The 13,630-nt window shown below is 63.8% G+C and carries 13 protein-coding genes and 1 pseudogene; 5 read left to right on the top strand and 9 right to left on the bottom strand.

What is annotated here, in order from left to right; genetic code table 11:
• From B2Y21_RS10295 to B2Y21_RS10305, 3 genes and pseudogenes are all read right to left on the bottom strand, one after another.
• Positions 1-248 (bottom strand): annotated as a pseudogene (locus B2Y21_RS10295) (hypothetical protein); the annotation flags it as partial.
• A gap of 411 nt (positions 249-659) precedes the next feature.
• Positions 660-1,133 carry a MarR family winged helix-turn-helix transcriptional regulator gene (locus B2Y21_RS10300; RefSeq protein WP_292059508.1) on the bottom strand — a complete coding sequence of 158 codons (474 nt, stop codon included), beginning with the start codon at positions 1,131-1,133 and terminating at the stop codon, positions 660-662.
• Positions 1,134-1,165: 32 nt separating this feature from the next.
• Entirely contained in the window at positions 1,166-1,405 is a 240-nt protein-coding gene (locus B2Y21_RS10305; protein ID WP_292059511.1) for a hypothetical protein, read from the bottom strand.
• A 78-nt stretch (positions 1,406-1,483) separates the two neighbouring features.
• Here B2Y21_RS10305 and B2Y21_RS10310 point away from each other — a divergent pair, with 78 nt between their 5' ends.
• Both B2Y21_RS10310 and B2Y21_RS10315 read left to right on the top strand, forming a co-directional pair.
• Complete coding sequence (locus tag B2Y21_RS10310) at positions 1,484-2,107, top strand: S41 family peptidase (RefSeq protein WP_292059512.1); 624 nt, start codon at positions 1,484-1,486, stop codon at positions 2,105-2,107.
• 39 nt (positions 2,108-2,146) lie between these two features.
• Positions 2,147-3,361 carry a serine hydrolase domain-containing protein gene (locus tag B2Y21_RS10315; protein WP_292059514.1) on the top strand — a complete coding sequence of 405 codons (1,215 nt, stop codon included), beginning with the start codon at positions 2,147-2,149 and terminating at the stop codon, positions 3,359-3,361.
• A gap of 53 nt (positions 3,362-3,414) precedes the next feature.
• Here B2Y21_RS10315 and B2Y21_RS10320 read toward each other — a convergent pair whose 3' ends face one another.
• The 5 genes from B2Y21_RS10320 to B2Y21_RS10340 all read right to left on the bottom strand — a co-directional run bounded on the left by B2Y21_RS10320 (position 3,415) and on the right by B2Y21_RS10340 (position 7,597).
• Positions 3,415-3,993 (bottom strand): hypothetical protein, encoded by a 579-nt coding sequence (locus tag B2Y21_RS10320; RefSeq protein WP_292059515.1) that lies wholly within the window; start codon positions 3,991-3,993, stop codon positions 3,415-3,417.
• On the bottom strand, positions 3,990-4,553 hold the full coding sequence (locus B2Y21_RS10325; protein WP_292059517.1) for an RNA polymerase sigma factor: 564 nt from the start codon (positions 4,551-4,553) through the stop codon (positions 3,990-3,992). Before B2Y21_RS10325 ends, B2Y21_RS10320 begins: the two co-directional genes overlap by 4 nt.
• A gap of 252 nt (positions 4,554-4,805) precedes the next feature.
• The gene (locus tag B2Y21_RS10330) at positions 4,806-5,450 is read right to left on the bottom strand and encodes a glutathione S-transferase family protein (RefSeq protein ID WP_292059519.1); all 645 of its coding nucleotides are present in this window, start codon (positions 5,448-5,450) and stop codon (positions 4,806-4,808) included.
• Between the two features lie 66 nt (positions 5,451-5,516).
• Complete coding sequence (locus B2Y21_RS10335; protein ID WP_292059520.1) at positions 5,517-5,681, bottom strand: hypothetical protein; 165 nt, start codon at positions 5,679-5,681, stop codon at positions 5,517-5,519.
• Positions 5,682-5,797: 116 nt separating this feature from the next.
• Positions 5,798-7,597: a metallophosphoesterase gene (locus B2Y21_RS10340; RefSeq protein WP_292059522.1), complete on the bottom strand. Its 1,800-nt coding sequence runs from the start codon at positions 7,595-7,597 to the stop codon at positions 5,798-5,800.
• 152 nt (positions 7,598-7,749) lie between these two features.
• Between B2Y21_RS10340 and B2Y21_RS10345 the strand changes: the two genes are divergently transcribed.
• From B2Y21_RS10345 to B2Y21_RS10355, 3 genes are all read left to right on the top strand, one after another.
• Positions 7,750-8,280 carry a phosphonate degradation HD-domain oxygenase gene (locus B2Y21_RS10345; protein ID WP_292059524.1) on the top strand — a complete coding sequence of 177 codons (531 nt, stop codon included), beginning with the start codon at positions 7,750-7,752 and terminating at the stop codon, positions 8,278-8,280.
• A 203-nt stretch (positions 8,281-8,483) separates the two neighbouring features.
• Positions 8,484-11,321: a TonB-dependent receptor gene (locus B2Y21_RS10350; protein WP_292059525.1), complete on the top strand. Its 2,838-nt coding sequence runs from the start codon at positions 8,484-8,486 to the stop codon at positions 11,319-11,321.
• Positions 11,322-11,459: 138 nt separating this feature from the next.
• Positions 11,460-12,227 carry a UTRA domain-containing protein gene (locus B2Y21_RS10355; protein WP_292059527.1) on the top strand — a complete coding sequence of 256 codons (768 nt, stop codon included), beginning with the start codon at positions 11,460-11,462 and terminating at the stop codon, positions 12,225-12,227.
• A gap of 10 nt (positions 12,228-12,237) precedes the next feature.
• Here B2Y21_RS10355 and B2Y21_RS10360 read toward each other — a convergent pair whose 3' ends face one another.
• Positions 12,238-13,554 (bottom strand): DUF5690 family protein, encoded by a 1,317-nt coding sequence (locus tag B2Y21_RS10360; protein WP_292059529.1) that lies wholly within the window; start codon positions 13,552-13,554, stop codon positions 12,238-12,240.
• Positions 13,555-13,630 lie beyond the last annotated feature (76 nt).

Here is a 13,630-nt window from a genome sequence, read left to right on the forward strand (position 1 = left end):
GCGATCCGCGCAAGCAGGCCGAGGAATACCGTACGATCCGGCGCGGACTTCATCTTGTCGCCTAGCAGTTCGCCAACGCCCATCGCCAGCGCACCGAACCTGAATAACGGACGATCGAGCAGAACGAGTCTGCCCGGCGTGGCGCGGCGGCCCAGCCGCGCTGCGGCGATGACGGCCATGGGCGTCATCGAACGCGCGCTGGCGGCGGCGCCGATCAGGGCCGAGGGAAGCAGATCGAGGAAGCGCATGAAGGCTCAACCCTCTCCGACCGGGCGGGTTGCGTCGGCCGTCTCACGGAGCCTCCATCCATCCTCGCACAGTTCCGGCGAGGGCCGCCACGGCGCCGAAAAGCGCAATGAGCTAATCTGAGATCGCCACTGCGCCCGCGTTGAGCGTCAACACGGTCCCGCGTGAAGAGAACACGATTAAGTTGGCGAGAGGTCAGGAGCCTCCTCTCGTTCCTTATAGAAGAATCGCACCATCTCAAACAAAGCTCCTACTTCTCGATTTGGCAGGAAGCAGATCGTTCGAAACGCCTCCGCGAATCGGAGCCACTCGGGGGCATTAAGCCCAAGACTGATTTTCTCAGTTCTAGCGCAGCCCCTTCCACACACATCCGTCGACTAGCCGCCTGCTTCGCAGGTCTTTGTCAGCTCGCCTCAATTTTCCTCACAAGGCTTCGCCGGATCGACCATTCGATCCAGAAACGGCTTGGCCGTCAGGGCGACGACGGCCGCGCGTAGAACGGGCTCCAGCTCAAAGGATAGATCCTCGTCCAGCGACGCGGCCGCGCGCGCTGTCGCCGCCCAGCAACGTTCAAGGTCCGGCGCCATGGCCAGGGCGCGCGGCGTCAGGGCGACCAGGCGCTCACGACGGTCGCTTCCCAGCTCAGCTTGAACCAGATCCTCCCGGATCATCTGCGCAACCGTCTGGCTCGCTGCGGAGTGGGTGACGCAGGCGAGCCTCGCGACATCCTTGATGCTCAAGGCGCCCTCTCTCATGAGCGCCCGAAAGATCGGCGTGTATCGCGGACGGAAATTCAGGCCCGCCCGCCGATAGGCCGCTTCGACGTCGCCATCGAGCAGTTCGAGAAGACGCCGCAACTGCGTGCCGAGTGTGATGCTGTTTGCCATGTTCGATTTATTATATTAGCGCTGTTACATCATCAACCCAATCGGGTTCCCCTGTGCCGCTTTTCACTCTTCTGACCGCCCTCGCCTGCCCAGTTCAGGCAGAGACGCTCGACGCCGCCGCCAACGCCGTCGAAAGCGCCTATTTCAATGCTGCGCGTGGAGCCGAGATCGCGACGGACATTCGTCGCTGGAGCGCCACGAACCGTTATGCGGTTGATTGTGCGAATCCTTCGGCCTTCGCCCTGAAGCTTGAACGGGATCTGGATGCCCACGACGGCCATTTCCAGGTGCGTCTGTCGCGTCCCGAGGCGCCTGCCGGACAGTGGCTGGCAGACTGGCGAGCGGCAGGCATGGCCGCCAACGCCGGCGTCAGGGATGTTCGCCTGCTGGATCCCAGCATAGGCTATCTGCGCCTCAGCGCCTTCTATGCGCCCGACCAGGCTGAACCCAAGTTGCGCGCCGCCCTGCTGCTCCTGCAGGACGCGCGCGGCCTCATTCTCGATCTACGCCAGAACGGCGGCGGTGATGCGGACACCGCCAACCTCCTGCTCTCCAGCCTGATCGATCCCAAAACGACCTCCGTCCAGTCGATTGAGACACGGTCCGGCCTGACACCCCAAGCCCTCTCAACGACGAGCCTGCCGCGCTTTCCCTCCGACCGGCCTGTCGTCGTGCTGGTCGATCGGCGGACCGGATCGGCGGCGGAATTTCTCGCCTACTCGCTCCAGAACGAGAAACGAGCCATCGTCATCGGCTCGCGCACCGGCGGCGCCGCGCATATGATCGGCGAGCCGACGCGCCTTCCCCACAGCCTATCCATCACCATTCCGAACGGCCGCCCCGTCAACCACAAGACCGGCGGCGACTGGGAGCGTCTCGGCGTGACCCCGGATCAGAACGGCGGCGATGACCCGCTGCATGTCGCGCGGCGGTGGATCGAAACTCAGGACGCTCTCGGCCAAGGGGCCCGTTGAAGCCGCTGCCCGCCCGCTAAACACCGACCGGAGAAGAGAATGTCGCCTCGCCGAACCCTGACGCCTTTCTGCGCCGCCTTGCTGTTCCTGTCGCCGGTCGCAGCGCAAGCGGAGGAGCCGAGCCCTGAGATCGAAGCCTTGCGGGCGTGCGTCGCTGCGCGCGCCGAAACCCTGGACTTTTCAGGAGCGGTCCTGATCTCACGGAAAGGTCAGACCATGACCTACGCCCGTGGCGCGCAGTCGGACGGCGCCCCCATCACGAGCCGATCGCGGTTCAACATAGGCTCGGCCGGGAAAATGTTCACGGCCGTAGCGGTCGGCCAACTTGTCGAGAAGGGCCAGATCGACCTCGACGCTCCGATTGGGCGCTATGTCGATGGGCTGACCGCAGAAGCCTCCAATGTCACGGTCAGGCAATTGCTGACCCACAGCTCCGGGCTCGGCAACTTCTTCACGCCGGACAACGCCGCCGCAATCGGGCGCGCGAAGACCCTCGCCGAACTCAAGCCCCTTATCGCCGCCGATGCGCCCGCCTTCGAGCCGGGCTCTCGGTTCGCCTATTCCAACAGCGGCTTTCTATTACTGGGCTTTCTGATCGAACAGACGTCGGGACAGACCTATGACGCCTATGTCGCCGAACACATTTTCGCTCCGGCCGACATGGCAGCCTCGAGCCTCACGCACGACCTCCCCACAGCCTCTGTTCAAGGCATGACCAGCGGCGTTCTGCCTCCTCGTCCGTCTGCCCCGAGCGACAGACGACAAGAGGGTTCGAACGACCGACCGTCGGAACAGGCCGCGCCGCCGAGCTCACGCGCGCCTCTGGAACTGCGCCCTTCTGCGGAGTCTGTTCTGCCCGGCACGTCGGCCGGAGGCGCCTTCAGTACGGTTGAGGATCTGGAACGTTTCTTCTCCGCGCTTCAGTCCGGCCGCCTCGTCAAACCGGAAACAGCCCGTCTACTTCAGCAGAAACAGATCGTGTCCGGCCCCGCTCGAGGAAACCTTCCGGAACTCGGTTACGGTTTCGGTTTCAGCACCGGCGACTTCGAGGAGCATCCCTGGTTCGGCCACAGCGGCGGCGCCCTCGGCGTCAATTCGGAAGCGGTCGCCTTCCCTCAGGATGACGCCGTCGTGGTCGTGCTCGTGAACCGCGACCCGCCCATGGCCGCCGAACTGCTGAGGATCGGACGGCGCATGATGTTCACCCAAACCTGTCCGGATCTAAGTCCGCGCCCAAGCCGCAGCACAGGCTAGGCCGGCAACCGTCTAGAGATCGAGGAGCGCCTCCCGCTCCTCGATTCGACAGGTCAGCGCCCCGCCCCTTCCAGTTGCTCAAGGCGCTGAATTTCATCCCCGACACGGCGCGCCGCCGACAGATTGATCGTAGCGACCCAGATCAGGAACAGCGCCGTCAAACCGCCGGCGATGGCGGCGAAAGCCCACATCTCAGGCTGCGCGAGATAGGTCCCGACGTAGATCATCACGAATCCCGGAATCATCGGTCCGACGTACCAGAACCAGGCAAGCCGCAGCAGTCGATGCTCGCGCCGCAGCCCTCGGACGAGATGATCAAGACCCGTCCGAGCCATGTCCTGTTCCGCCCTGCGGCCATTGAAGAAGACGTAGGCGGCCGAAACCAGCAGACCTAGCGGCAAGGCTGCAAAACCGAGCGCTCTCACCAGATCGGCAGGGTCGTCGACGCGCGCCAGGGAAAGGGCGCACATCACCAGAAGGAACACCGACGCCGCCCCGCCCGCAATGAGCTCCACGGCATTGCGACGACGGGTTCGGCGATCCAGTTCATCCCGGCGTCGGCGCAGGTCGTCGAACGAAGGACGCGCCACGGTCGACGGCTGATCCATCCATGGGTCGTAGGGCGTGTTCATTGGAAGCTCCTCCGGTCGAAGTGGTTCGCCAACAGGCGTTTGATGCGATGAATTCGGGTGGCGACCGCCCCAGCGGAAAGGCCGCTGACTTCAGCAATCGCGGCGGCGTCCTCACCTTCGAGGTAGAGCAGGATCACCTGTCGATCGAGCGGCTCCATACGCAGGAGCAGGTCATGGACCTGAGCCAAGGTCAGCCGATCCAGCACCTCCTTCTCATGTGATGGAAGCGGGATCTTCTCGCTTGCCGACTCCAGATCTTCGAGGCTGCTCATGGAGCCGCGCCGCACGGATCGCCGCACATGATCGGCGGCGACGTTGTGTGCGACGCGATAGACCCAGGTCTTGAGGGAACATCGACCGTCAAACCTGGCCAGACTGCGCCAAAGCTGAAGGTGGATATCCTGCAGCAGATCCTGCCGCTCGGCCGCGTTGGCCTCGTAGCCGGAGACAAGGCGGCTCAACGCGGGTCCGAACAGACCCGCGGCTCGCTGATAACGTTCGTCAGCGTCTTCATGGGTGTTCAGATCTATACCAGGCGGCGAGGTGTCGATGGGGTTCATGACTCCATAGTCGAAGGGCCCCGCGCTTTCTTACGAACACGGATGGCAGCCGAATCCGCTCGCGACAACGCCCCCCTCACGGCGGCTCGCCACGCTGCAGCCGCCGTTATCAATCGCTTCCTGATCGGTCCGGCTTTCAGAACCGTGTCGCAACTCGCCCCTATGGCAATCCGCGCCCCATCAAACGTGAAGCCGTGACCACGTCTCTCGTGAACTGGCTAGCCGCAAACATGGAGCGGGCCAGTTGCTCGGCTACTCCCCGACCATTGCCGCATGCTCCGCCGCCAGCGCGGCGTCAGCGGCTGTTATCCGCTGGAATGCAGGCCGGGAGGTAATCTGCTCGGCGTAGCGCACGAAAACGTTCCTCTTGGGTACGATGCCGAACATCATGGTCCAGCTGAGCGCGACGCCCCACAGGATGTCCGCAGCCGTCATGTGGTCACCGAAGAGATAAGGCCCTTTCGACAATTGCGCCTCGAGAGCGCCAAGCATGGTGTCAAAGTCTGCGTAAGGCGATTGCGTGACCGGAGCCGGCTCACGCTGCATGAACCGGTCGATCAGCGCCGGCTCGAACGATGAACCGTAGTAGGCGATCCAGCGCAGGTAAGGTCCACGCAGCGAATCGCTCAATCCAGGCGCCATGCCCGCCTCGGGAAACAGGTCGGCGAGATAGATGGTGATGGCCACCTGCTCCGTCACAAGCGCGTCGCCATGCCGGATCGCCGGCACCTTGCCCAGCGGATTAATGGCCAGATAGGCGGGTTCGCGCTGCTCCCCGGCCTTCGCATTCAGAACGTGAAGGTCATAGGGCGCACTCAGTTCCTCCAACAGAACACGCGCGCCGGTCGCCCGGCTTTGCGGCGAATAATAGAGGGTCACCCGGCTCGAATCTGACATGGCGCTTTTCCATCTGGTTTACTTGTCGATGGACGATGTCTTAGCGTCTCATGCTGACACCTTTTGTCAGCTATCGTTCAGCCCTTCATGTAGGCCAGTCGCCTCGCTCTCACCCAGGAACGCCAGCAGGTCGGCGAGCACATTTCGTCGCTCATCGACCACGATGAAATGGTGGGCGTCGGCGTATTCGACGTATCGCCGGCGCCATATCGGCCAGACCAGATTCCACATCCGACGCAACGTCTTCTAGCGGCCGATTGATCCGGGTGACCAATAGCGCCTTGGGCCAGGCCTCGCGGATACGCCTCAGCAGATCGTCGCCTCACCCGAGCAGAGTGAAAGAACGCCTACTTCGTCAGGGTGAAACGATCCCGCGAGCGGCCTTCAATATCGATCATCTCGACCTCGATCCGATCTCCTGCCCCGCGCAGCATGACGTAGTGGTGCGTCCGGGCGGTCTTGGCGCTGAAGGCTGGCTTGTTCGGCGCGAAGTCTTCCAGATTGCCGCCCATGCCGCCGACTTGAACATAGGTGACGCCGTTTTCGAGATCGATCGCGCCCTGCGTCATCGGCCAGGTGCGCTCATAGGCGTGCAGGTGGCCGTAGATGACCAGATCCACGCCATGGCGTTCGAAGATCGAGGTGAATTCACGCTGCATCGTCTCGCTGCCGTAGGTTGAGCGGGCGGCCCAGCTGTCGCCGTGATCGTCTTCATCGCTAGTGAAGACGTCATGGTGGTGCATGGCGATCTTCCAGCGGGCGGTGGAGCGAGCCAGAGCCTGCTCCAGCCAGGCGACCTGGCGTGCCCGGAAGCCGGGCTTCCGCTCCTCGCTGTCCTCCAGATTGCTGTCGAGGACGAAGAACTCGACGTCACCGTAGCGGTGGCTGAAATAGCTCTCTGCGCCCGGCTGGCGGTGATAACGCCGGAACCAGTGCTGCTCGCCCTCGCCGTTGCCGGGGGCGGTGATGACCGGCACGCGCCCGAACAGGCCGCCCATGCCCAGGAAGTACTCGTGCGTCCATTGATAGCGGCGCTCGATGTCGCCGCCGTCGGTCAGATCGCCGGCTAGCAACAGCAGATTCGGCCGCTCTTCCCAGATCAGCTGGCTCATGCGGTTGTTGATATGGGGGCGCGCCTCGGTGTCAGCCGAGACGGCGATGACGAAAGGCGCGCCGGGCAGCGGCGCCGAGCGGAACGACAACAGGCCCGAATCCAGCGCCCGCCCGTCCTCAGTCGAGGCCGTGACGCGATACAAATAGGGCGTATCGGCCTTCAAACCGTCCAGCGTCACGCCGCCCAGACGGTCCTCTTCGGGGGCGAGAACCTCGATGCGACGCATCTGAGCCTCCGTCTCGCCCCAGGCGACGGTGAAGCGGGCTGGACGATCCGTCTCCCACGACAGCTGGACATCCTGTGTCGTCGGGGCGTTCAGATAAGGCGGCTGGGTGAAGTGGAAGGTCTCGGCATTCAGGCGGCCCTGGTCGACCAGGGCCGCGCGGGCGGCGAAGGCGGCTTCGACCTCTGCCGCGCTGAGAGCGCGATCATGCACCGCTGCGCCGCGCACGAGGTCCGGCAGGGACATATAGGGCTCGGCCTCCAGGTAAGCCGTCAGCGCCAGAGAGCTTTCCGAGGCGCCGGTCATGTACGCCGAGGTCGATCCGGCGAGGGCGCCATTGACGTAAAGGCGCCAGGCGTCGCCCTGACGCACCCCCACGACGTGTCGCCAGACGTCTTTATAGTCGGGGGCGTCGACCATGGCCGCGCCCGCTGGGCCGAACGAGGCCTGGCCGTCGCGATAGGACAGCAGCCAGGGCGTCGCGCCGTTCGCGCCGTCCGGCGTCAGGACAGCGGCGACCGGGTGATTCACATGGTCCAGAATCCACATCTCGACGGTGAAATCGCGTCTGGAATCAAAAGCCGTTTCCAGGTTCCGGCGCTCCGTTGGCGCCATGTTGTTGAACCGCATGGAGCTCGCGGACGGGGTCAGCTTCGCTATCGGCGACGGCGTGTCTGTACGCTGCGGTCCTGCACCGCGCGGCAATTCATAGCGCGGCGTGAAATCCCAGGCCTGGCCCTGCATCGCCTGAACGCCAGTCGGGATCAGGCAAGCCGAAGCTAGCAGGGCGGCGATGAGCGTGCGGTTCATGACAGTCTGTCCGTGGTCTTGCTGGAGACGATTTTGTGGTCTAGACCAATAGGGGTTCGCCATGACTGTTTAATGACTGGGCGGGCGCAGAAACACTCCACAACAACTGATCAGCCGTTTGCGACCTCTGGTCGACGGCGAGGGCTACGCCTGTGAAGCAGATTACCGACCTCTTCGACCGCCACGGCGAGAGCCGCTACGGCGAGCACGTCAATCAGCGCGAGCATATGCTGCAATGCGCCAAGCTGGCGGAAGACGCCGGAGACACCCCGGCCATGATCGCGGCGGCCCTTTTGCATGACGTGGGACAATTCCTTGAAGGCGCGGGCGATGCGGCTGAGGATCACGGCTACGACGCAGCTCATGAAAAGCTGGGTGAAGCCTTTCTATCTCAATGGTTTCCTGAAGCTGTGACAGCCCCGATCGCCTTGCACGTCGCCGCCAAACGCTATCTGTGCGCCGTTGAACCAGGCTATCTTGAAGCCCTGAGCGGCGCATCGGCGCTGAGCCTGAGTCTTCAGGGCGGACCGTTCAACAAGGCGGAATGCGCGGCCTTTGAGGCGCACCCGTTTTTCAGGGAGGCCCTGCGCCTGCGCCGCTATGACGACCTAGGCAAGCAGCCCGGCGTTATTACGCCTGATGTCTCGCATTATATCGACATCATCCAGGCGGCGCTGAAATAGCAATATGCATAGATCCGAAGTCGGACAACAATACTCATATATGCAAACATTCTAACCATGAATGTTTTGTGTAGATCAAAGCAACTGGTTTACACCAGTTTGGCTTGAGGCTACCCCGCCCTCGTCCGCCGATGCGGACGGGGGACGGCCCGAGAAGCGCCCTCTCCCAGCCAAAATTTCTGGACTCTGGGTGGGGATCACCAATGTCGTTTCATTCCGCCGCCGTCGCATCACGCACGGCGAACCGCATCGCAGGCGTCAGCGCCCTAGCATTGACCTGGGCCGTTGCAGGCGCGGCGATCGCCGCCGCCTCTGAAGAAGACCAAGCCCAACCGACCGTCGTCGGCGAGGTGGTGGTGACTGGCCAACGCCTGGGCACCGCCAACGCCATCTCGGCCCAGCGTCGCGCCGACGGCGTAGTCAACGTCCTGTCGGCTGATGATATGGGCAAGCTGCCCGACGCCAACGTCGCCGACGCCCTGGCGCGCCTGCCGGGCGTCAACGTCATCGTCAACCAGACGACGGGCGAAGGCGAATACGTCACCGTCCGGGGCTTCGCCGGCACCTTCAACGCCTATTCGATCAACGGCGTGCGCGTGGCTTTGACCGATACCGACAGCCGCAAGATGTCGATGACCGTCCTGCCGCCCAACGGTCTGCAGGCGATTTCCGTCTCCAAGACGCTGACGCCCGACATGGACGGCGACGCTATCGGCGGATCGATCGACTTCCGCACGCCCAACGCCTTTGACTTCAACGCCCCGGTGGCGCGCCTGTTCGCCAGCTACGGCTTCAACGACCGCGCCAAGGATCAGGGCGAATCCTCGGACAATTATTTGCTGCAGGCCGACTTCGGCCGCCGCCTGAAGGACGAGCGTTTCGGCGTCTTCGCCTCAATCAACTACGGCCGCTCGAACGGCGTCACCGAAGAGACCGAGAACGACGGCGAATGGGAGCCCTACATCTGGCGCAAGAACGCTGAAGAAGCGATCGACGAACGCTCCATGTACCTGCCGGGCATCGACCTGGACTACCGCCGCAACGAACAGGAGCGGTATGGCGGCAACGTTTCCTTCGACTATCGCGGCGCCGATCACGATCTGTACCTGCGCGGCCAGTACAACCGTTTCGAGCGCGCCTCGACCAATGACTGGACCGACTATCGCAGTCGCCCGACCATGCGTCTGGTACAGGTGAACGACGAAGACCGCAGCCTGTCAGCGCCTGAGAAAATGATCATCGGCCAGGACGCAAGCCTGGGCGCCGTCTACGGCTATACGACGGGCCAGATCGTCGATGCCGACGGCGACGGCCGCATCACCGATGCGGACCGGACCCGGAAATCCTACTGGTCCCTGCACGGCCGCTCGGGCGTGTGGGATCCGCAGGCGTTCCAGTTCTCGCGCAACATGGACATTTCCGACGAGAACCAGACCCTGGCCACCGTCAACCTGGGCGGCGTCAGCCGGTTGAACGCGCTCGAGCTGAGTTACGACCTGAGCTACAGCTTCGGCGAGCGCGAAAACCCCGACAACTACTCCATCGGCTACAACTGCGACGCCTGCGCTGCGCCGTTGAACGAAACTGGCCTGCTGTGGTCGTCCTACGATGGACGCTTCCCCATGCCGCAACTGCCCGCCTTCGCCGCCCATGTTGAACGCGACCCGTCGCTGCTGCCGCTGGACGGCGCAGGCCACAGCCGTTCGCGTCAGAAGGACGACCGCCTCGCCTTCAAGATCGACGCTCGCTACCGGGTCGATCGCGGCCCGCTGGAACAGATCCGCTTCGGCGCCAAATACCTGAAATCAGAACGTGAGTACGACAGCACCCCGATCTGGGACGGCGACTTCTCCGGCACGGCGCTGGACGGCCAGTCCATGGCTGCCTCCGGCCTGATCGAACGCGAGGTCGATCGCATCCTGGGCGGCCGATACTACTATGGCGCCATCTTCAACCGCGAACGGGTGATCGCCGCCATCCGCGCGGCCGAGGCCGCCACCCCGTCCTCCATGTCCTATGAACGCCTGAGCCAGGACGACAAACAGGGGCAGGAGACCATCTACGCCGCCTATGCCCTGGCGCAACTGCGCTGGGGCGACCTGCAGGTCATCGCGGGCGGCCGCTATGAACAGACCGACGTCAAGAACACCTTCTGGTCGGACGACGGCGACGCCAGCGGGTTCGATACCAGCGACGCAGACTACGGCGTCTTCCTGCCCAGTGTGACGGCGACCTGGCGTCCGAACGAGCAGTGGGTCTATCGCGCCGCCCTTTGGACCAGCTTCTCGCGGCCCGAGTACGGCTACATCTCGGGCGGGCAATCGGTGACGCGCGATCCGGTGACGAACGAGATCCTGGCCATCAGCCGCGGCAACCCGGACCTGAAACCGGCGGAAGCGCTGAATCTGGACCTGTCGGCCGAGTTTTATCCTGACCGCAGCAGCGTCCTGTCGGCAGGCGTCTTCTACAAGAAGATCGACAACTTCATCTTCACCAACGGCAGCCAGGTCGACGCCACCACGACCGAGGGCTTCATCGAAATCACCCAGCCCAAGAACGGCGACACCGCCGAAATCGCCGGGGTCGAGTTCAACTTCATCAAGAGCTTCGACGGCCTGGCCGCGCCGCTGGACGGCTTCGGCTTCGAGGGCAATCTGACCTTGCAGACCAGCGAGGGCGAGACGGGCCTGGACTATCGCAAGGGGCGCCCGATCTCCTTCGTCGGCGCGCCGGACCTGATGTACAACGCCTCGCTGACCTATCAGAAGTACGGCTTCGAAGCGCGCCTGTCCTACAACTATCAGGGCGAGTACATCGAGGATCTGCGCGACAACGCCGTCGACAAATGGGTGCAGCCGACCAAGACGCTGGACTTCCACTCGCGCTACCACGTCAACGAGCAGCTGGCGGTCGATTTCGACGTGCAGAACATTCTGGACGGCCACCGCTACTATACGACCAAGGGTGAAAGCCCCAGCTACATGAAGGACTATATGGAGCCGGGCCGGACCTTCCTGTTCCGCATGAGCTACAGCTACTGAGGCCATCAACAGTCCGATGCCCTGGCGGCGGCGATCCGAAAGGGTCGCCGCCGTTTTCGTTACGGGCGGCGCAGAGGATCGACGCCGGGACGCGAAGACGCGATAAGGCGTCAACGACTTCTCAGCCGACGAGCTTTCATGTCCGCCGCCCCTGCGCCTGCCTGGTGGAATTCACCGACCGAAACGCCTGCGGGCGATCGGGGCCGCTATCTGGTGGCCCGCGATCATATCGCCCGCCAGATCCACAGCGGCGCGCTGAAGCCAGGCGCCAAGCTGCCGTCGGAACGTCAGCTTCAGGATGGGCTGGGCGTAGCGCGCGGCACGATCCGCGAGGCCCTGTTCCAGCTGGAGTCCGAGGGGATGATCTTCCGCCGCGACCGCAGCGGCTGGTACGTCTCGCCCGAACCCGTGACCTATGATCCAACCCGCTGGGCCGGCTTCATGACCTATGTGTCTGAACAGGGCCGCCAGCCCGCGACTGAGACTTTGTCGACCGCCTCTGTCGAAGCCCAGGACGGGGTCGCCAAGGCCATGGGCCTGCCGCTGGGCGCGTCGGTGCACCTGATCCGGCGACGCCGCCTGATCGACGGGCGACCGGTGCTGGTCGAACGCATCTATGTCGAGGCGGAGCGGGCGCCGGATCTGCTGGCGCATGATCTGGACGGCTCACTGACGCAGATTCTCAAGAGCCGTTATCGGCTGGCGGTGACGCGCAACCGGGTCGAGATGCAGCCCTGCGCGCTTATCCAAGAAGAGGCTGAGGCTCTGGGCGTCAAGTCAGGCACGCCGGGCCTTCTGGTGATCCGCGCCAGCTTCGACGCGGCCGGGCGCATCGTCGAATACGACCACGAATACTGGCGTCACGACGCGCTGCGCGTGAAGGTCGATCTGGACGTCACGCCCTGACGTCCAGCGTTCAAGATGCGGCGGCGTCCGGCGCGGCCTGTATCGTCGGCGACTGATGCTTCCGCCCCAGCTTGCGCCCGAAATAAAGCGCCGACGCCAGCGTCAGCACCAGGCTGGCTGTCGCTGAGGCGTAGGCCGCGCCGATGAAGAACTGCAGCCAATCCAGCTGTGGCGCCGCGAAGCTACGATAGAGCAACAGAACGACGCTGCCGATATAGCCTGACGCATCGGCCACATAGATCAGGAAGCCTGCCGTCCCGACCCTGCGCGTCGCCGCCAGCATCCGGTCGAACAGCATGGCGTTGAACGGGGTGTAGGCCATGTAGAGGCCCGCCCCGCTCAGGATCATCCACGTCAGCGCCGACACCAGCTCGGTCTGAAAGGCCAGGGTCGACAGACCGATCAGCGCCGCGCCCGCGATTACCACACCGTGCATCACCATCAGCGCGCGCCGGTTGTCGCGGATCAGGATCAGACTGCCCAGCACGATCAGCACGATGACCGCCACCGGCAGCTCGCTGGCGGCGAAGACGCCTGCCGCATCGCCATATCCGACCGCCTCCCAGACTTCGGCTGAGAAGTTGTCGCGGAAATCCCTAAAGGCGGTGAACAGCACATAGGCGGCGATCAGTGCGGCCAGTCCCAGCCCGTAATCGGCCAGGAAACGTCGCCGCTCATCCTGGTTCATCGGCGCGCGGCGCACACGTTCGCGCTCGTCGTCCGCGCTGGGGCCCGGCAGTTGCGCCAGCCCCCAGACCGAGATCAGCAACAAGGGCATGAAGACCGCACCCGCCGCCGCCGGCATCCACAGATCGCTGACGCCGGCCTGAAGCAGCAGCTTGCCGACCGCCTTCACCACGCCGGACGACAAGATGAAGCTGGCGCACAACACAGCGCCCAGAACGTCGGACACGCGCCGCCCTTCCATATAGGCGAACACCAGCCCCCAGATCAGACCCAGCGGCAGGCCGTTGAAGAACAGAGCCGCCACATTCCACGGCGCCGGGATCAGGGCGAAAGCGACCAGCGCCAGCCATGAGGCGCCGATCAACATCAGGATGGCCCGGCCGCGTCCTTGACCGTCCGCCTCGGCGATCACCTTAACGCCGATCCACTTCGACAGGGCGTAACCGATGACCTGGGCGATCACGAGGGCGACCTTGTAGTCCAGTACGAAGGCCCAGCCCTCTACCCCCTCGAACGTCGCCGCTGAGAACGGCTTGCGGAAGGCGTACATGGAGAAGTAGGCGCAGAACCCCGCCAGGCCCGCGAAGATCGAGAAACCGATCGGACCCGCACTCTTCAACTTTTGCGTCAGCGATTTCACGTCAGGCCCAATCTTCCCGCAAGAGAGATTGGTCTAGACCAATTTTACTTCAACTCAGTGACAACGCCATCCCGAC

The sequence above is a fragment of the Brevundimonas sp. UBA5936 genome, from assembly GCA_002430835.1.
GTDB lineage: Bacteria > Pseudomonadota > Alphaproteobacteria > Caulobacterales > Caulobacteraceae > Brevundimonas.